Source organism: Halomicrobium sp. HArcel3 (genome assembly GCF_058933135.1).
Window position 1 is genome coordinate 377,485 of sequence record NZ_JBZYDN010000003.1, and the last position, 18,382, is coordinate 395,866.

Sequence of the window (18,382 nt, forward strand, 5' to 3'; positions counted from 1 at the left end):
TCCGATCTGCTCTCCCGTCACCTGATCTTCCGCCTCGTCACCTGACCGACTTCCCCGTCACCTGATCTTCCGGACGTCGCTGATGTCGAAGCCGGCGTCGCCGATGTCGGTCTCGAACCTGACGATGTCCTCGTCCTCGATCTGTGAGAGCACCCCGCGGAACTGCTTGACGACGAGCGTGCGGGCCCGCGTCGACCCGCCGGACTCCCACTCGAAGTGCATCGTCCCGTCGACGGCCTCCGAGAGCTGGCCGAACTCGGTCGGCGATAGCGTCTCGTGGTTGAGGTGGAGGAGGATGAGCCCGTCCCACTCGTGGGCAGCCTTCTGGAGGCCCTTGACGAGGAAGTTGATGTCCGCCCAGTCGACCTCCTCCGTGCGGGTGGCGATGAGGTCCGACAGCGAGTCGATGACGACGAGGTTGCCCGGCGCGACCTCGCTGAGTGTCGACCCGAGCGCACCGAGCAGGTCCTCCCGGTCGCTCCGCTGGCGGAGGTCGGTTATCGTCCGGGTCTTCTCGGCGTACCACTCACGCGGGACGGGGCTGACGTGGAAGTACCGCTCGGACATGTCGTGAAACTCGACGAGGTCGAGGCCGTGGTCGACGACGTCGTCGTCCATCGCCAGCCCCATCTCGTCGGCGAGTGCCGCTTTGCTGTCGGTGAAGGAGATGTAGTGGACCTCTCCGGGCTGGATCGCCTCTGCGCCCGGTTCGCCGTAGTAGAGGTCGTACAGGTCGTCGCCGACGGTGCCGAGTCCGTTGAGCAGCGCGCTCGTGTGGATGAACTCCCGGGACCCGGCGCCCGCCTCGCCGGCGAGCAAGACGACGCTCCCCGTCGGTGCCCCGCCGTTGACGATGGTGTCGAGCTGGCGAACACCGAAGGGGATCCGGTCCATGGTGTCCGGTGACCGCTCGCTCCGCTTAACGATTTGCCTGCAGCAATCGTCTGTGATAACAGCGACTACCCCAGCGTGGGGCCGTCCCGTCCCGTGGCGCCGTCGTTGCGTGGCGTCGCGGTGAGCACGTCGCCGTCGACGCCCAGGTCCGAGAGCGCCATCTCGGCGGCCGTCTCGGCGGCGTCGACGTCGCCCCTGGTCGTCAGCCCCCAGACCGCCGGCCCCCAGGAGGACTGGCCCGCGCCGGCGACGGCGGGGCTCTGGGACAGCCGCTCGACGATTCGCCCGGCCGGGGGTCGGTAGACGCCGCCCTGTTCGTCCGCGTACCAGGCGCCGTTGAGCCGGCCGAGGCGGGCCGCCGCTCGCCCGAACCGGCGGTGGTCGCCCTCCGCGGCGGCGGGCAGCAGTTCTCGCGTGAGTACCGCCGCGACGTCGTCGGCGATGCCCGGGTCCGCGCGTTCGACGGACTGGCGCATCCGGCGGTCCTCGTCGGCCCCGCTCGCGCCCGACGCGGCGTCCGGGACGACGAGGACGAACCGCCAGTCGCCGGGGACGTCGTGGCGGGCGATGACCGGGGGGACGGTCCAGGCGCCGTTCTCCGGCGGTCGGGAGGTAAAGCGCTCGGTCGGGTGGCCGCCGTCGACGACGAAGCCGCCGGATTCGAAGGTGGCGACGCCGACGCCGCTGCGCCCGCCACGGCCCAGGTCCGGTGCCAGCTCGCGCGGGTCGACATCGACGTCGTACGCACGCGCGACGGCCACGAGGGATGCGAGTGCGAGCTGCGTTCCGCTCCCGAAGCCGACGTGGCGCGGGAAGCGCTTCGTCACAGTGATCTCGGCCCCCTCGACGTCCAGCGTCGCGGCGACGCGCCGGACGTACGACTCCGCGGCCGGGTCGTCACAGCGAACCTCGTCGGCGGGACGCGCGCTCACTTCGAGCTCGGGACCATCCAGTGCGACCCCGACACCGCCGTAGAGACGCTCGTTGGCGAGCGCGAGGTTCTGGAACCCGAAGTGCAACCGCGCCGCCGTCGTGACCGTGGCCATGGCCTGGGTTCGGTCGGGGGTGAAATGAAGGTAGGGCACTCGTCGGCGGTGGCCGCCGTGTGGCACTCGAACACAGTGGGCACTGTGCAGACACTCGTCCGCGCTGGTCGCCGTGCGTCGCACTCGTGGGGCCGCGTTCCATTTAAGCCGCTCTGTCCCGGCTAGTGGACTGTGGCCAGAGAAACCGTCAGGAACGTCGCGCTCGCGGTCTGCGGCGTGCTCGCGGTGACGCTCACCGCGGCGACGCTGCCGTCGGCATTCCGGCCGGAGCGGTCCGGCTCGGGCGGGTCTGGCAGTGTCGGGACGGGGGACGGCGCCGGGCAGCCGTCGTCACCGTTTTCGGTCGGCTCGACCGAGACCGTCGAGATACCGTTCCTGACCGAAATCGCGACGCTCCTCGTCACTGTCGTCGTTCTCGTCGCGCTCTGGTACCTCTTCGTCAACCGGCGACGGGCGTTCCGGGTCGCGGTCGGGCTGCTCGCACTCGGCGCCGTCGGGGGCCTGCTGGCCCGGTTCTTCTCGGCGAACCCGGAGCGCATTCCCTCTCCGTCCGTGGCGCCGCTGGTCGACAACGCCACCGCTGGCGGCGCCGCTGGTGAGTCGGTGGCCGACCCGTCGCTCCTGTCGCTCGTGGTCGTGTTCACCCTGACGCTGGTCTGTCTCGCCGCGGTGGTCACGGTCCGGCAGCGATCTGCCGAAACGCCGACGGCTTCGTCCGACGACGACCGGTCGACGGCGGCCGCCGCAGTAGGCCGGGCCGCCGGCCGGGCGGCCGAGCGCATCGAGACCGGCGACGACCTCGACAACGAGGTGTACCGGGCCTGGCGCGAGATGACGTCGCCCCTCGACGTCTCCCGCCCGGAGTCGACTACGGCGGGCGAGTTCGAGGCGGCGGCCGTCGACGCCGGGATGGACCCCGGAGACGTCCGCGAACTGACCGACCTCTTCGAGGGGGTCCGGTACGGCGGACGCGACCCCGAGCCGGCGGACGAGGAGCGAGCGGTCGCGCTGCTCCGTCGCATCGAGGACCAGTACGCGGAGGCCGAGCCGTGAACCGGTCCGGACTGCTGGCCGTCGCGGGCATGCTCGCGTTCGGCCTGGGCCTCGCGACGCTGGCGGTCCCCGGACTGGTCGCGCTCGGGGCCGAAGGCGCCGTCCTCGTCGTGGTCGGACTGCTGGCGCTCGTCCAGATCGTGCGCGTCGGACGTGCTCGCTACCGGGGACAGATCCGACGGGCGGGAACCGCCGACGCCGAATTATCGGCGGACGTCGAGTCCCCGGGTGCGAACCTGGGCGCGGTGCTCGACGAGTTCGATCCGGACGGCTACCGCTACGCCCAGGGCGGTCGCCGGCGGTCCCAGCTGCGACGGGTCGCGGTCGAGGCGCTGACGCGGTCAGACGACTGTTCGGAAACCGAAGCCCGGGAACGAATCGCGACCGGAATATGGACCGACGACCCGGTCGCCGCCGCCTTCCTCGCGGAGGACGACGGAGACACCGTTCCGCTCTGGTCCCGGCTCCGGTCCCGGCTCACCACCGAGTCCGCCTATCAGCGGCGGATTCGGCGGACGACCGACGCTATCGCGGCCGTCACCGGCTTACCGCCCGGGCCAGCGACGGCGGACAGCGCAGCCGGGTTCCGCTCGCGGTCGCGTCTGGCGAGCATCGGGAAGCGTCTCACGGGCGACGTGGAGACAGGGGAGCCGCCATCGACGTGGGACGACACCGACCAGTCCAGGCGTCGGTCGACAGGGCACTGGCGCGGGGTCAGCGCCGTCGCGCTCGTCGGCATCACCGTCGGCGTCCTGGCGGAGCAGGCGACGGCGCTCCTCGTCGGCGTCGTCGGGATCAGCTACGCGGCCTACGCGCGTTCGACCACGGCGCCCTCGCCGACGCTCTCCGTCGAGCGAACGCTCTCGCCCGAGACGCCGTCGCCCGGCGAGTCGGTCACAGTGACCGTCTCGGTGACCAACGACGGCGACCGGACGCTTCCGGACCTCCGACTCGTCGACGGCGTCCCGCCGGCGCTGTCGGTGGTCGACGGTTCGCCCCGGCTGGGGACGGCCCTCCGCGCCGGCGAGACGGTGTCGTACGAGTACGCCGTCGAGGCCAGGAGGGGGAGTCACGCGTTCGACCCGGTCCACGTGGTCGCTCGGAACCTCGCGGGGACCGCCGAACGCGAGCGGACGGTGTCGCCCGCCGAGGCGACGCCTATCCAGTGCGTTCCGCCGCTCGAACCGGTCGAGACGGCCGTCCCGGTCCGCAGGCAGCCGACGGGGCTCACCGGCCGGGCCAAGACTGACATCGGCGGCGAGGGGGCGGAGTTCTTCGCGACGCGGCCGTACCGACCGGGCGACCCGTTGCACCGAATCGACTGGAACCGGCGGGCGAAGAGCGGCGACCTCGCGACGCTCGAACTCCGCGAGGAGCGGTCCGTGACCGTCGTCCTCGTCGTCGACGCGTCGGACGGCGCCGCCGTCGGTCCGGAGCCCCGGGAAGCGACCGCGATCGACCGGTCCGTCGATGGCGCGCGACAGGCGTTCACCGCGCTGCTCGACGACGGGAACCGCGTCGGCGTCGCGGCGCTCGCCGACGGCGACTGCTGGATCCCCCCGGGCGCTGGCGAGGTTCATCGAACCCGCGTGCGCGAACTGCTGGCAACCGATCCCGCGTTCGCACCTGGGCGACGGCCGCCGTCACCGTCGTTCTACGCCTGGTTCTCACGCCTGCGGCGTCGGCTGCCGGGCGATGCGCAGGTCGTCCTGTTCTCGCCGCTCTGTTCGGACGACGCCGTCCTGGCGGCGACGCGGCTCGAAGCGCACGGCTACCCGGTGACGGTCGTGAGCCCGGACCCGACCAGTCGGCAGACCACGGGGAACCGCCTCGCCGCGGTCGTCCGGCGGTTCCGGATGGCCGACCTGCGGTCGGGCGGCGTGCCAGTCGTCGACTGGGGCTGGGACGACCCGCTCGCGGTGGCGCTGGCTCGGTCGACCCGGCGGTGGTCGCGATGACGGGCGTCGATCGGGGGCCGACGCGGTCGAGTAGCGTCGTCGCCGTCGCCGCCGCGATCGTCGCCTTCCTCCTGAGCGGACCGTACGACTGGGTCGCACTCGCGGCGAGCGGCCTCGGTGTCGCCCTCGTCGCCGTCGGCGTCCTCACCGGACGGCACGCCCCGGTGACGGCCGGCAGCGCGGGACTGGTCGTCGGCGTCCTCGCGGGCGCTGTCGCGAACACGCCGCCGCTGTTCGTCCTCGGCGGAGCAGTCGCTGCCGTTGTGGCTTGGGACGCCGGGGGTACGGCGATCGACCTCGGGAACCAGCTCGGGCGGGGGGCCGGGACGACCAGGCTGGAACTGGTCCACGTCGGATCGACGGCGCTCGTCGGGGTCGTGACTGCCGTCGGGAGCCTGGCGCTGTACCGGACGGGCCTCGGTCGAGCGTCGATGGCCGTCCCGATGCTCCTCGTGGTCGCCGCCCTGTGTATCGCCGTGGCGCTAACGGTCGGGAGCGAATGAACCGTCCGAGCGGGCCGTTTCCGGCGTCGTCCCGCATCAGGCGGGCGACCTGGGGACGACCAACACGGTAGTCCGTGTGCTTAAGGCCCGGCGTCACACAGTTTCGGACATGAGTCAGCAGGAACGCAAACAGCGTCCCGAGAAGGACGAGGACTTCCCGAGTTCAGAGGTCACCGAAGGGACAGAGCGGGCGCCCCACCGGGCGATGTTCCGCGCGATGGGGTACGACGACGAGGACCTGTCTTCGCCGATGGTCGGCGTGGCCAACCCGGCGGCGGACATCACGCCGTGTAACGTCCACCTCGACGACCTGGCGGCCTCTGCCTACGACGGCATCGACGACGCGGGCGGGATGCCCATCGAGTTCGGGACCATCACCATCTCCGACGCCATCTCCATGGGAACCGAGGGGATGAAGGCCTCCCTGATATCCAGGGAGATCATCGCCGACTCCGTCGAACTCGTCTCCTTCGGCGAGCGCATGGACGGCCTCGTCACGATCGGTGGCTGTGACAAGAACATGCCCGGGATGATGATGGCGTCGGTCCGGACGGACCTTCCGAGCGTCTTCCTCTACGGCGGGTCGATCATGCCCGGCGAGCACGACGGACGCGAGATCACCGTCCAGAACGTCTTCGAGGGCGTCGGCTCGGTCGCCACTGGCGAGATGACCGAAGACGAACTCGACGAGATGGAGCGCAACGCCTGCCCCGGCGCCGGCTCCTGTGGCGGGATGTTCACCGCCAACACGATGTCCTCCATCGCGGAGGCGCTGGGCTTCTCGCCGCTCGGTGCGGCCTCGCCACCGGCCGAGCACGAGGAACGCTACGAGGAGGCCGACCGCGCCGGACGCCTCGCCGTCGAGGTCGTCTCCGAGCGCCGCCGCCCCTCCGACTTCCTCTCGAAGGAGTCCTTCGAGAACGCCATCGCGCTGCAGGTGGCCATCGGCGGGTCGACCAACGCCGTGCTCCACCTGCTGGCCCTCGCCGCCGAGGCCGGTATCGACCTCGACATCGAGGAGTTCAACGAGATCAGCAAGCGGACGCCGAAGATCGCGGACCTCCAGCCCGGCGGCACGCGCGTGATGAACGACCTCCACGAGGTCGGCGGCGTCCCCGTCGTCCTCAAAGAGCTCCACGACGCGGGTCTGCTCCACGGCGACGCGCTCACCGTCACGGGCAACACCATCGCCGAGGAACTCGAAGCGGCCGATCCGCCGGCCATCGCGGACCTCGACGCGGACTTCCTCTACACGATCGACGAGCCCAAGAACGAGCAGGGGGCCATCCGCATCCTCTCGGGCAACCTCGCGCCCGACGGCGCGGTCATCAAGATCACCGGCCACGACCACCTCTACCACGAGGGGCCCGTCCGCGTGTTCGAACGCGAGGAGAACGCCATGCAGTACGTCCAGGAAGAAGGCGTCGAGGCCGGCGACGTCATCGTCATCCGCAACGAGGGGCCCCAGGGTGGGCCCGGGATGCGCGAGATGCTCGGCGTCACCTCCGCCGCGGCGGGCCAGGGCCACGCCGAAGACGTCGCGCTGGTCACGGACGGCCGCTTCTCCGGCGCGACCCGCGGGTTCTCGATCGGCCACGTCGCCCCCGAGGCCTTCGCCGGCGGCCCCATCGCCGCGCTCGAAGACGGCGACGTGATCACTATCGACATCGACGAACTGGAACTCTCGGTGGACCTCACCGACGAGGAAATCGAGGACCGCCTCGAGGACCACGACCCCGAACCGAACTACGAGAGCGGCGTGCTGGCGAAGTACCACCGCGACTTCGGTTCGGCGTCGAACGGCGCGGTGACGAATCCCGGCGCGAAGTGGGACTGAGCGGAGACGGAGTCTCTGCGAGGGTCGAAAATCGAGCGAAGCGAGATTTTCGGGATTGAGTACCGCCGCAAGGCGGTACGAAAGCCGGTAGACGAACGTAGTGAGTCTACCGGAAGTGAGAGAAGTCGAAGATTTCTCGAAGGACGAAAATCGAGGAGAAGCTCCCTCTCGAGGTTCGTGTTCAGGCGCGACAGTAGCACCTGCCGAACCCTCGCCTCCCCACCACGCTAGCCAGAAGCGTGTACCTGGTACGTATCTGATCTCCAGTGTGCACTGTGATGGCCTGACGTGGACGGTACAGTTTTGTAAAACTGGTAGAGACGGTGTGTAGATGCCTCGAACGTGGAGACGACACGCTGACATCTCCGCACGGGCCATCGATCTGCCCGTTTCAGTTACCAGGGAGGTGGTCCGCAGGTGAGGCCGCTGAATCGGTGGTACGACTGGATCGAGACTCGCTACACCAAACGGACGCTGACGCGCGTCGTCGTCGTCCTGGGCGTGGCGCTCCTGGCCACGCAGCTGGTGTTCGTCTGGTACTTCGGAAGTGTCGGCCTGTCGCTTCGCGAGATGGGCTACGACGCCGACGACCGGACGGTCGTCATCGACGGCGACGACGAGGCCGCGTTCGCACGCGAGTACGACCCCGACCACGAGGTGGGCTGGTGTCTCTACGGCTCGGTCAACGAGACCCACGTCCGTGTCGACGACGTGGTCCACGCGGAACCCCTCTCCAAGAGCGCCGACCGAATAGAGTTCACCTGCGTGGGTGAAACCGCGGACCAGGCGCTCGCCGGCGAGAACCCGCGGCTGATCGGGACGGTCCACAGCCACCCCTCGAAGGACGAGAGCGAACTCAGCCGCGTCGATACGATGACGTGGGGGCGGACGAGTCCCGTCGTCGAGGTGATGGGGATCTACACCGCGGAAGACGGCGTCCAGTTTTTCACCGTGCGCAGCATGCTGAGCCCCCTGGAGAAGGACGTACGTCGACCGAGCGCGCCGTTCCGGGCGAATCGGTGACTGATGGGCAGAGCACAACGTTGACATAGGAGACTCACCGACCCGAACGTATGCCCAAGACCGAAGTCGACCTGCCGGACCGCATCGACAGCGACATCTCCCGACTCGTCGAGCAGGGCGAGTTCCTCAACCGCGAGCAGGCCTACGAAGAGCTTCTGAAGATGGGTATCTCGGCGTACGGGCCCGCCGAGGAACCCGGCGAGGACCCCGGCGAGAACCTGTTCGACCAGCGCGTCAACGAGCAACAGGACCCCGCCGCCCGCCAGGACGAACCCGACGACGACTACGGGTTCTGACTGCGTTTCTCTCTCCGCGAATCCCTACTCCTGTCGTCCCTCGATCGGGGACCGGAGGCGGAAGCCCCGCCACCGCAGTTCGGCGCCGACCCAGACCACTCCTGCGGCCGCGAGGACACCCGTCGCCACCAGTTCCCGGATCCCGAACCAGGGCGGCAGCACGTACAGCAATCCGTTGAGAAGGATGCTCGGGACGACCCCCTCCAGCGCGCCGATCGACCCCGCCGGGACGTCGCGCGGTTCGGGGACCGACTCCCGAGCCGAGGTGTCCTGGGCCGACTCGCCAGGGAGACCGAGTTCCCTCGCCGTCTCGATACCGTCGCGGTCAGCAGGGACGCCGAAGCGCTCGACGTCGTAGGCGCCCTTCATCTCGACCTGCCAGACGATCTCACCCTCGGTGTCGAGTTCGAAGACGCGACCGCCGTTAGAGTCGACGACCATCGTGTGGCCGTTGGGCAGGCGGTCGGCGTCGCGGGGCCACCGGAGGTCCAGGTCGGACCACTCCCAGGTCTGCTCCCAGTCGCCCCCGTCGGTCCGCTCGTACTCGACGATCCGGTTGTTCTCCGAGTCCGCGACGAGCACGGCCGGGCCACCGCCCGACGCCGGGATGTAGTCGGGGTTGTGCTGTTCGTGCAGGACGGAGTGGTCGTCGTCGGCCCCGAGCGTCCAGTTCTCCTGCAGGCCGTCTTCGCGGTCGAGGAAGACGACCTGGTCGTGGTTGCGAAGACTGACCATCAGCCGGCCGTCTGGCAGGGCCTCGACGTCGTTGAGGTGCGTCCAGTCGCCCGGGTAGACGCCGCCGCTGGATAGATTGTAGTCGGTCTGTGCCTCCCACTCCCACTCGATGACGTCGGTTTCCGTGTCGACGACGAACACCCGGTCGAACGCGATGTCGCCGACGGCGACGTGCCGGCCCTCGTCGTCCAGCAGCGCGATGGCGTGCCACTGGTTCCGGTCCCGGGGGTTCGTCCGCTCGTGGAGCAACTCGCGTTCGCCGGTCGTGAGGTTCACCCGCTCGATCACGTTCCGGTTGCACGGCTCCGTCGCGGCGCACTGCTCGCGATTGAGCTGCTCCGTCGCCACGTAGACGACGGAGTTCGTGCCAGGCACCCGCTCGACCTCGTTGTAGAAGGCGTACTCGTCGTCGTAGTAGGCGACGGTGCCGTCCGGTGCGAACGCGACGAGGAAGTTGTTCCCGTGCTGGCTGGTGGTGATCACCGTCGTCTCCCCGGGCGGGTCGACGGCCCGCTCGCCCTCCTCGAAGGCCGCCGCGGGGTCGGACGCCGTCGCGTCGGCGGAAAGCATGCCGTTCCCGACCGTCGCGACGGCGGCGACGACGAGGAACGCGAATCCGAGTCGAAGGAGGGACCGTCGGTTCACGGTAAGCGAGTTTACACTTGCACATCGGTATCAATAACCGTATCGGCGTGACGGGTACCCGTCACGGTCTCTCGGTGCGTTCGAAACGCGTTTGTCAATGAATGACGTACATTCTGGTATGGAGCGCGGTGCGACCTGGGAACGCGAGGCGGTCCGCGACAGCTGGGATGCGCTGGAATCGCGGCGTCGCGACGCGAATCAGCTCCTGCTCGGTGCCGCCGCCACGTTCGCGGGCCTGCTCTTCCTGTTGCTCGCGCTCGCTCGCGAGGCGTGTCGATTCACGCTCGGTGGAGCCGCGGGGGGATGCTCGGGCGTGATTCCACCGACTGCGATGCTCTCCTTCTGGATCTTCGGCGCTCTCGTGTTCGCGTTCGGACTCCGGCGCTGCTGGCGTGCTGCTCGGTAGCGGGCTGGCTCACGCGCACTATCCCGAACGTAAACCGACGGGTTTAGACCACTCACAGCTTTCACTGAATTTGGACGCAGAAGCCTCAGACTGCCAGGAATATGCATCCAACAGAAATTGAAGTGGGACCGCTGAGAGTCGAACTCAGGTCATACGGACCCCATCCGCATAGGATACCACTACCCCACGGTCCCGGCAATAGGGAAGATGGCAGTCCACGAATTAAGGGTGTCGCTTTCCGTCGGGTAGAATCGGCCGGGATCACTCCCTCTTCAGACCAGCACGCGCTCCAGTTCCACTGCCACACCGGACTCCGCTTCCCAGTCGCCGACGAGATTCCCCAGGCAGACCGCGGACCCGTCGGGCGTGTAGCAGACGACGAACGCGCCGCGTTCGACGCCCTCCGGAACGTCGATGACGCCGGGGGCGTACACCTGGGCGCCTTCGGCGACCTCGGCAGCGGCGGAGGGCGCGATGGTCACCTGGAGGAACGGCTCGAAGGCTCGCTCGGCCGGCGAAATGACCTCCCGTAGCGCGTCGACGTCGTCGTCCTCCTTCCAGAACCCGACGCCATCGGCCAGGTCCTGCAGCGTCACCAGCGAGGTGTCGTCGAACGGGCCGGTCGCGGTGCGACGCAACTCGCCCATGTTCGCGCCGGTGCCAAGCGCCAGGCCGACGTCGTGGCAGAGCTTTCGGATGTAGGTCCCCGACTCACAGCGGACGCGGAGCAACACCCGTCGATCGCCCTGTTTCTCCAGTACGTCGAGGTCGTAAATCTCGCGTGCGCGCAGTCGGCGCGACACCGCGCTCTTGCGCGGCGGTTTCTGGTAGACGGGCCCTTCGAACTCCGCGAGGACGTCGTCGAAGTCGGCGGGCGCGCGGTCGTGGAGTTCGAGGATGGTGACGTACTCCTTGACGGCGTCGTCGAACACCTGCGCGGCGCGGGCGGCGTCGCCGAGCAGGATCGGGAGACAGCCCGTCACCTTGGGATCGAGGGTGCCGCCGTGGGCGACGCGGCCGACGGCGTGGTCCGTTCCCTCCAGCGCATCGTCGAGCATGTCGCGGACCCAGCCGGCGACCTGGTGGGCCGAGGGTCCCGGCGGCTTGTCGAGGTTGACGACGCCGAACGTGAGGAGGTCGGCGGGCGTTCGGTCTTCGGGCGGGCCGCGCGTGGTCATGGAAAGGTGTCTCGTGAGAGTGTCGGCGGTTCAGAACTCGTACTCGACGCCCTCGACGGGCGCCTTCCCCTCGTCGGACTCGGGGTCGTAGGCCTCGACGGCGCCCCGGACCAGGTCCAGTACCCCGTCGATGCTCCAGCGGGAGGTGTTGACGGTGAGGTCGTAGATGGCCAGGTCGTCGATGTCGATGCCGTAGTACTCCTCGTAGCGCAGCGCTTCGCTGCCGGCGCGGGCCTGCGTCTCCTCTCTGGCCTCGTCGACGGACTTGTCCTCGCGGTCGGCGATGCGGGCGGCGCGAACGGAAAGCGGTGCGTCGAGCCACAGCTTCAGGTCGGCGTGGTCGCCGGCCATCCACCCGGCGAGACGGGATTCGACCACGAGGTCCTCGCGTTCTTCGGCGATCTGGCGGAGCCGCCGGTCGAGGTCCAGGTCGATCTGTTCGTCCTCCTCCGCGAGGCGATTGAACTCGACGAGCGAGACGCCTCGTTCGTCCGCGAGTTCCCGGAAGATGTCACCCCCGCTGACGTGGTCGTAGCCGAGCGCGTCGGCGAGCCCCTCCGCGAGGGTGCTCTTGCCGACGCCGGCCGGTCCGGAGACGGTTATCAACATATACCGATTCGGGGGTGCCCTGCTAAAGAGGTTGTCTGTTCCGGTCGGCGCCGACGAACGAGCGAGCGGGGAGCGAAGCGACCCGCGAGCAGGTCCGGCCTGAACGGAGTGAAGGGCGGACGGACGAGCGAACGGGGAGCGAAGCGAGCCGTGAGCCGGCCGGCGGAATTACGGACGGTACCGTCCACGTGCGACGAACGAGGGCCACGAACCGCGAAAACGAGAACTGCGACCGCCGAGCGCTTCAGGATCCGGTCGGCGTGGTCTGGACGTTGAGCGCCTTTCGCATGAGCTGGGTGAAGCCCAGCGAGCACAGGAAGTACCAGAGGATCCACGCCTGGAGCGGGCCGATGACACCCTCCTGCCAGTCCGTGACTTCCCCGTACAGCGGCAGGACCATGACAGTCTCTCTCGCCGTCTCGAGGTGGCCGTCGCGGATCATCCAGTACATCCAGAGGAAGGCGGGGATGGTCAGCAGCATGATCCACACCATCGGGCGGAACTGTGCCTTGAACATGCCGAGCTGGTCGCCCATCGCCTCCATCTGCTCCTCCTGGATGCGTTCGAGCTCGGCGTCGTCGCCGCGCTCCTTGGCGTCCTTGCGCCGCTCCTGGAGGTCGGACATCCGCTCCTGGTACTGGCCCATCACTTCGGAGTCCATCAGCTTGTCCTGCAGGATGGTCGAGTACAGCCCCGTCAGGACGGCGAGGATGAGGACGACGACGTAGAAGGGCAGCGCCGCTTCGAGCGGCCCGAGGAAGATGTCGATGGTCGACCCGACGACGCCGCGGACGCTCTGGACCGAGTAGCCGGCGAACATCGCGATGGCGCCGACGGCGGCGATCTTGTCCCACTGGGTCCACTCGACCTCGGCGTCGTCGCCGTCGTCGCCGATGGCCGACGGGTCGCTCTCTTCGAGGGCGTCGCGGACGCCGTCCGGGTCTTCGAGGACGAATCCCTCGCCGTCGGCGTCGACGAGGAGTCCTTTCTCGATGAGGCGTCCCCACTGGCCGCTCGTGAGGTCGTCGCTGACGTCGCCCCAGGTCACCGTTCCGTTCTCCTCGGCGACGTCGAGGACCGCCGCGAGGGCGTCGGTCATACTGTCGCCCTCGGCGGCGAGCGAGTCCACCTTCTGCGCGGTGCGTGCCATTGTTGTTAGAGTATTCAGCGACGGTCCTTTATCAACGTTTTAGTCCGCGGACGAGGTCAGATCGGGGCGACGTTCTCGGTCGGTGCGCGCTTAGACGCCCTCGTCGATGGCGGCCTGGATGTCCGCCCAGACGTCGTCCGGCGTCTGTTCGCCGTCGATGGCGACGAATCCGTCGTGGTCCGCGTAGTGGTCGATGACCGGCGCCGTGTTCTCCTCGAACACGTCCAGTCTGTTCTGGACGGACTCCTCGTTGTCGTCGTCGCGCTGCTCCAGTCGCTCCCGGACCTCCTCGTCCTCGGGCATGTTGAACTCGACGTGGTAGTTCTCGCCCGTCTCCGGGTCGACCCGGCGACCGGTGAGCCGGTCCACGAGCACCTCGCGGTCGACGTCCAGCGAGAGGACCACGTCGAGGTCGGTCATTCCCTCCAGCTCTTCGGCCTGCTCCAGGTTCCGCGGGTAGCCGTCGAGGACGAAACCGTCGGCCTGCGAGAGCGCCTCGTCGACGATGGCGTTGACGACCTCGTCGGGGACCAGGTCGCCGGCGTCCATGTACTCGCCCGGCGTGTCGTACTCGGTGTCCATGTCGGAGATGTCCATCCCCTTGTTCGACCGCAGGGCGTCCCCCGTCGTCACGTGCTCGACGTCGTACTCCTCGGCGATGTTGCTCGACTGGGTTCCCTTGCCGGCGCCCGGCGGGCCCAGAATGAGGATTCGTGGCGATGCCATAGCTGAGGGTTCAGGTGGGTTCGTAAAAGGGTTGTTCAAATTGCCACGTCGCTGGCGAGGATGCTGCGCCCTCGCTACGCTCACCGTTCGCCATTAGCTGGCCCCTCCCTGCGGTCGGCGGCAGCCTGCTCGCGTGTCGCTCACTCCGTTCGCTCCCGCTCGCTGAAACATCGGCCCCTCACTTCGTTCGGCGCCGGCCTGCTCACGGCTCGCTCCGCTCGCCGTTCACCATTAGCTGGGCCCTCCCTTCGGTCGGCCCCAGCCTCACTCCGTTAGCGGCAACACAACACCGAACACGATAGGCGCCACAAGCGCGACGAGGACGCCGACGCCCTCGGCGCCGACAAGTAGCGTCTGTTCCCAGGCCGGTAGCGGCGCGAAGTACGTCTGGCCGACGACTTCGCCGATGGCGCCGATCAGGAACAGCGAGACGCCGATGAGAAAGGCTCGTTTGGTGACTGTCGGATAGTCGATGTTACCGTATCGTCCCATTAGTTCGAGAAGATTCCCGATCTGTTATAAGTTTGTTCGACCGTCGCCGTCGTCGAGCGGCGACGGGGCGGAACTGTCATTACCGTCCGGTATCCAACGGAAGGTATGCCCGAACTCTCACCCGAATCGCTCGTCGAACTGTTCACGGTCGCGGTCGAACTGGTCGCGATGGTGCTCCTGAGTACCCTCGGTGTCCTCGCCGAGCGGGCCGGCTTCGCCGCGCTCGCGTCCGGCTTCGAGCCCGTCTCCCTCTGGCTCGTCGGCGTCGGCGCCGTGGCGCTGTACGCCGGTGTCTACATGATCGGGTACCAGCGGCTGCTGGTTCGATTGACAGGCGTTGTCGGCGCGAACCTGTAGGCTCTCGCAGGAGGAACCACGTGTTTTCGAAACGGACCGACTTCGACACCGTTCCGTTTAGAACCATCTGGACAGCCCAGATCCGGCCCCTTTCCGACGGGCCGTGAGAACCGGGCCGCGGCCGACGTTCTCCGTGACGTCGTCCGTCGTGGAACCGAACATGAACCGTCTGAGCTTACCCTTCTGCGGCGCACCCATCACCGTCACGCTGTGGTACTCGGAGTGCTCGATGATCGCCTCGGCCGGATCGTCGGCCTCGTGGACGTGGTGGTCCACCTCGACGTCGTCGTCGAGTCGGTACTCGTACGCTTCGAGGAGGTCGTTTGCATCGGCCTGGATCTCCGCAGAGGGGCCTTCCGGGATCACGTGGAACAGTTCGAGCCAGCAGTCGTACGCCCGGGCGATGGAATGGGCTATCTTCGTCGCGAGTCCCGAGTGGGGCCCGCTCGCTACGGGGACGAGGACGCTCGACGGCGCGTCGAACGCGTCCATTCCCGTTCCGACGAGTGTGTGACAGTTCTTCGGGCCGCCCCCCTTCGAGGAGAGTGACTCCTCGTCTTCGTCGACGACGGTAGTCGTGATGGAGTGGGCGTCGATGGTGGACTGGAGAACGCCTGGGGAGAACTCTCGAACCGTGGTCGTCACGGGAACGCCGAACGTTTCCTGGACCGACAGGTCTACGCTCGCCAGTTCGCGAGCGGCGTCGCTGCCGTCGCTCTCGTCGGAATCGACCGCGTGCAGGAGGTAGAGTTCCCCCGCCGACCCGAAGGCGATACTCGCCCCGAGTTCGCTGGTTTCGGGGAGGTTCACGGCCTCGTGAAACGGCACGAGCACACGCTGGTCGCTGGTTGGCCAGTCCAGGTCGTCGTGTGCGAGGGTCTGCGGCCATGGCTTTTCTTCCGAGTTGATGCTCATCTGCGCGAAATACAGACTGCCGTTGCATAAATCGTTCCCCCTCGGAGCAGTCTAATTCTCTCCCCTGGGGGCCGGCGACGCCGTGCCCATCACGTGAATCCCTTTCCGCGAAAACCGTGGGTTACAGCGCGTTACTGCGGCACAGACGAGAACGGTACACTTTCTTGGGAGGGCGGAAAAGCACACCTCAAATGTATCTCATCATCGTCGGGGCCGGCGACATCGGCACGCCGCTCATCGACATCGCGACGAAGGGCGGGGACGAGGTCGTCGCCATCGAGCGGGACGAGGCCCGCGCCGACCGCGCGGCGATGAACTTCGACTGCCTGGTGATGAACGAGGACGCGACGCGAAAGGAGACGCTGGAGGAGGCCGGCGCCGACCGCGCCGACGCCATCATCGCGACGACGGACAAGGACGCGACGAACATCATGGTCTGTCTGCTGGCACAGGAACTGGAGATTCCCGCGATCGTCTCCGTGGTCCACGACACCGAACACATGAATCTCTACCGCCAGATTGGGGTAAACACCATCGAGAACCCCCAGGCGCTCATCGCGGAGTACCTCTACCGTGGAGTCAAGCGACCTGCTATCGTCGATTACATGCGCGTGGGCGACACGGCAGAGGTTTTCGAGATAACCGTCGACGAAGGCGCGCCGATCGCGGGGATGACGCTGCAGGAGGCGGCCGACGATGATTTGCTCGACCAGGGAGTCCTCGTCGTCGCTATCGAGCGGAACGGGGCAGGCGACCCGATCACCCCGCGCGGGAACACCGAAATCCACGCCGAGGACTTGCTGACGGTGTACTCGGCCGACGGAGCGACGCCGGACGTCACCGATCTCTTCGGTCATTACGAGGACCACGCGTAGCATGGCACGGTTCCGAGTCGGGAGTCAGGACGTCGCGACAATCGCCAGGGACGTCGGCGCGCTCCTGGCGATGCAGGCGGTGATGATGGCCATCACCGCGGTCATCGCCGTCGCATTCCGGGAGTTCTACGTGGCCCTCGGATTCGTCCTCGCTGCCGGGTTCACAGGCGGCATCGGCGGATTCCTCCGCTGGGAACTGGCCGACGCCCGACCGCCGAAGATGAAACACGGGATGATCATCGCCGCGGCCGGCTGGTTCACCACAGCGTTCTTCGGCGCGCTCCCATTCTTCTTCTCGGCACACCTCGTCCCCGCGGAGCTATACGCCTCGTTCGTCCCCGCCGGAGCGACCTGGGACGCCGCTTCAGTTCTCGGGGTCTCCTCGCAGTCGAGCCTCGTGTACTTCCGGAACCCGCTGCATGCGATGTTCGAGTCGATGTCCGGGTGGACCGGGAGCGGCCTGACGATGGCTTCCCACGAACCGTCGCTCCCGCGTGCCATCCAGTGGTGGCGCTCGTTCATCCAGTACGTGGGGGGCGTCGGTGTCATCGTCCTTACCGTCTCCATCCTCGCCCGTCCCGGCAGCGGGAGTTACGCACTCTACCGGAGCGAGGCCCGCGAGGAGAAGATCCACCCGAGCATCATCTCGACGGTTCGCACGGTCTGGCGCATCCTCCTCATCTACACGTTCGTCTCGATCGTCCTGCTGTTCGGCGCGATCCGAATGAGCGACTATGGGTCACAGCTCCCCCTCTGGGAGGCGGGCTGGCAGGCCGTCAACCACGCGATGACGGGGCTGACGACGGGCGGGTTCAGCGTGACGGACAACTCCATCGGGACGTACAACTCCCCGCTGATAGAGTTCGTCCTCCTCCCGATAATGACCGCCGGTGCCATCGCGTTCCCCATCCACTACGTGCTCCTATACGACCGAGACTACAGCCAGCTCTGGGACGACGTCCAGACGCGCTGGCTGTTCCTCCTGCTCGGGGGCGGTATCGTCGTCCTGTCGCTTCAGAACCTGACCGTGATGACCGACGCCTTCCAGGCCGACTGGGTCGGCGTCCCGGTGCTCGCGCTCGCCCCGACGGAGGTCGACGCGATCCGGGACTCCACCTTCCAGTTCGTCAGCGCGCTCAGCTGTACGGGCTTCCAGTCCGCGCCCATCGGCGACTGGGGTCCCGGCGCCAAGGTCATCCTCTCCGGGACGATGACGCTGGGCGGCGCGGCCGGGTCGACGGTCGGCGGCATCAAGATCATCCGCGGCTACCTCATCTCCCGTGGCATCCAGTGGGAGTTCTCGCGCGTGTTCCTCCCCGCCTCGGCGGTCGTCACCGCCACCATCGGCGACAAGCGCCTGAACCGCGATCAGATGACACAGGAGTTCAGCGAGGCCGCCATCGTGAGCATGCTCTGGCTGCTCATCCTCCTGACCTCCACTGTCGTCCTCGTGAACCTCGTCGGCCCGTCCTACGACTACACCGACGTCCTGTTCGAGGTCGCCAGCGCCCAGGGCAACGTCGGGCTCTCTTCAGGTATCACCGGCCCGACGATGCCGCCGCTGGCCGAGACGATGTTCCTCTTCAACATGTGGATCGGCCGACTGGAGATCATCCCGGTGCTGGTGTTCGCCCGGTCGCTGATCTACGGGCTCCGACCCTGACGAGATCCGTAGTCGGCGGAA

The 18,382-nt window shown here is 67.8% G+C and carries 19 protein-coding genes and 1 tRNA gene; 10 read left to right on the top strand and 10 right to left on the bottom strand.

Annotated features, from left to right (window positions below):
• Window positions 1–57: 57 nt before the first annotated feature.
• Both AC5FRV_RS11360 and AC5FRV_RS11365 read right to left on the bottom strand, forming a co-directional pair.
• Entirely contained in the window at window positions 58–894 is an 837-nt protein-coding gene (locus tag AC5FRV_RS11360) for an RAD55 family ATPase (protein WP_493561206.1), read from the bottom strand.
• A gap of 65 nt (window positions 895–959) precedes the next feature.
• Window positions 960–1,940, bottom strand: coding sequence for a beta-ribofuranosylaminobenzene 5'-phosphate synthase family protein (locus tag AC5FRV_RS11365; protein ID WP_493561207.1), 981 nt, complete (start codon window positions 1,938–1,940; stop codon window positions 960–962).
• Window positions 1,941–2,111: 171 nt separating this feature from the next.
• Here AC5FRV_RS11365 and AC5FRV_RS11370 point away from each other — a divergent pair, with 171 nt between their 5' ends.
• The 6 genes from AC5FRV_RS11370 (at window position 2,112) to AC5FRV_RS11395 (ending at window position 8,610) form a co-directional block, all read left to right on the top strand.
• Complete coding sequence (locus AC5FRV_RS11370; protein WP_493561208.1) at window positions 2,112–2,993, top strand: DUF4129 domain-containing protein; 882 nt, start codon at window positions 2,112–2,114, stop codon at window positions 2,991–2,993.
• Window positions 2,990–4,951, top strand: a complete 1,962-nt coding sequence (locus AC5FRV_RS11375) for a DUF58 domain-containing protein (protein WP_493561209.1) — start codon at window positions 2,990–2,992, stop codon at window positions 4,949–4,951. The genes AC5FRV_RS11370 and AC5FRV_RS11375 overlap by 4 nt, the downstream gene beginning before the upstream one ends.
• Window positions 4,948–5,454 carry a DUF7519 family protein gene (locus AC5FRV_RS11380; RefSeq protein WP_493561210.1) on the top strand — a complete coding sequence of 169 codons (507 nt, stop codon included), beginning with the start codon at window positions 4,948–4,950 and terminating at the stop codon, window positions 5,452–5,454. The genes AC5FRV_RS11375 and AC5FRV_RS11380 overlap by 4 nt, the downstream gene beginning before the upstream one ends.
• Window positions 5,455–5,563: 109 nt before the next feature.
• Window positions 5,564–7,291: a dihydroxy-acid dehydratase gene (gene ilvD / locus AC5FRV_RS11385; RefSeq protein WP_493561211.1), complete on the top strand. Its 1,728-nt coding sequence runs from the start codon at window positions 5,564–5,566 to the stop codon at window positions 7,289–7,291.
• Between the two features lie 417 nt (window positions 7,292–7,708).
• Entirely contained in the window at window positions 7,709–8,314 is a 606-nt protein-coding gene (locus tag AC5FRV_RS11390) for a hypothetical protein (RefSeq protein ID WP_493561212.1), read from the top strand.
• Between the two features lie 50 nt (window positions 8,315–8,364).
• Window positions 8,365–8,610: a DUF7120 family protein gene (locus AC5FRV_RS11395; RefSeq protein ID WP_493561213.1), complete on the top strand. Its 246-nt coding sequence runs from the start codon at window positions 8,365–8,367 to the stop codon at window positions 8,608–8,610.
• Window positions 8,611–8,634: 24 nt separating this feature from the next.
• Here AC5FRV_RS11395 and AC5FRV_RS11400 read toward each other — a convergent pair whose 3' ends face one another.
• The gene (locus AC5FRV_RS11400) at window positions 8,635–9,990 is read right to left on the bottom strand and encodes an arylsulfotransferase family protein (RefSeq protein ID WP_493561214.1); all 1,356 of its coding nucleotides are present in this window, start codon (window positions 9,988–9,990) and stop codon (window positions 8,635–8,637) included.
• A 118-nt stretch (window positions 9,991–10,108) separates the two neighbouring features.
• Here AC5FRV_RS11400 and AC5FRV_RS11405 point away from each other — a divergent pair, with 118 nt between their 5' ends.
• Entirely contained in the window at window positions 10,109–10,396 is a 288-nt protein-coding gene (locus AC5FRV_RS11405; protein WP_493561215.1) for a hypothetical protein, read from the top strand.
• A 123-nt stretch (window positions 10,397–10,519) separates the two neighbouring features.
• Here the strand turns inward: AC5FRV_RS11405 and AC5FRV_RS11410 are convergent.
• The 6 genes from AC5FRV_RS11410 to AC5FRV_RS11435 all read right to left on the bottom strand — a co-directional run bounded on the left by AC5FRV_RS11410 (window position 10,520) and on the right by AC5FRV_RS11435 (window position 14,551).
• Window positions 10,520–10,590: transfer RNA gene (locus AC5FRV_RS11410), tRNA-Pro, on the bottom strand.
• Window positions 10,591–10,668: 78 nt separating this feature from the next.
• A complete protein-coding gene (locus tag AC5FRV_RS11415; protein WP_493561216.1) occupies window positions 10,669–11,574 on the bottom strand; it encodes an RNA-guided pseudouridylation complex pseudouridine synthase subunit Cbf5 in 906 nt (301 codons plus the stop codon).
• A gap of 30 nt (window positions 11,575–11,604) precedes the next feature.
• Window positions 11,605–12,183, bottom strand: coding sequence for a (d)CMP kinase (gene cmk, locus AC5FRV_RS11420; protein WP_493561217.1), 579 nt, complete (start codon window positions 12,181–12,183; stop codon window positions 11,605–11,607).
• Window positions 12,184–12,427: 244 nt separating this feature from the next.
• Window positions 12,428–13,333 (bottom strand): DUF106 domain-containing protein, encoded by a 906-nt coding sequence (locus AC5FRV_RS11425; RefSeq protein WP_493561218.1) that lies wholly within the window; start codon window positions 13,331–13,333, stop codon window positions 12,428–12,430.
• A gap of 90 nt (window positions 13,334–13,423) precedes the next feature.
• The gene (locus AC5FRV_RS11430) at window positions 13,424–14,059 is read right to left on the bottom strand and encodes an adenylate kinase (RefSeq protein WP_493561219.1); all 636 of its coding nucleotides are present in this window, start codon (window positions 14,057–14,059) and stop codon (window positions 13,424–13,426) included.
• A 264-nt stretch (window positions 14,060–14,323) separates the two neighbouring features.
• Window positions 14,324–14,551, bottom strand: coding sequence for a DUF7860 family protein (locus AC5FRV_RS11435; RefSeq protein ID WP_493561220.1), 228 nt, complete (start codon window positions 14,549–14,551; stop codon window positions 14,324–14,326).
• Between the two features lie 105 nt (window positions 14,552–14,656).
• Here AC5FRV_RS11435 and AC5FRV_RS11440 point away from each other — a divergent pair, with 105 nt between their 5' ends.
• A complete protein-coding gene (locus AC5FRV_RS11440; protein WP_493561221.1) occupies window positions 14,657–14,908 on the top strand; it encodes a DUF8151 family protein in 252 nt (83 codons plus the stop codon).
• 57 nt (window positions 14,909–14,965) lie between these two features.
• On the opposite strand, the gene AC5FRV_RS11445 is transcribed toward AC5FRV_RS11440, so the two are convergent.
• Window positions 14,966–15,823: a universal stress protein gene (locus tag AC5FRV_RS11445; RefSeq protein ID WP_493561222.1), complete on the bottom strand. Its 858-nt coding sequence runs from the start codon at window positions 15,821–15,823 to the stop codon at window positions 14,966–14,968.
• 191 nt (window positions 15,824–16,014) lie between these two features.
• Between AC5FRV_RS11445 and AC5FRV_RS11450 the strand changes: the two genes are divergently transcribed.
• Complete coding sequence (locus AC5FRV_RS11450; protein ID WP_493561223.1) at window positions 16,015–16,698, top strand: potassium channel family protein; 684 nt, start codon at window positions 16,015–16,017, stop codon at window positions 16,696–16,698.
• A 1-nt stretch (window position 16,699) separates the two neighbouring features.
• Window positions 16,700–18,361 carry a TrkH family potassium uptake protein gene (locus AC5FRV_RS11455; protein ID WP_493561224.1) on the top strand — a complete coding sequence of 554 codons (1,662 nt, stop codon included), beginning with the start codon at window positions 16,700–16,702 and terminating at the stop codon, window positions 18,359–18,361.
• Window positions 18,362–18,382 lie beyond the last annotated feature (21 nt).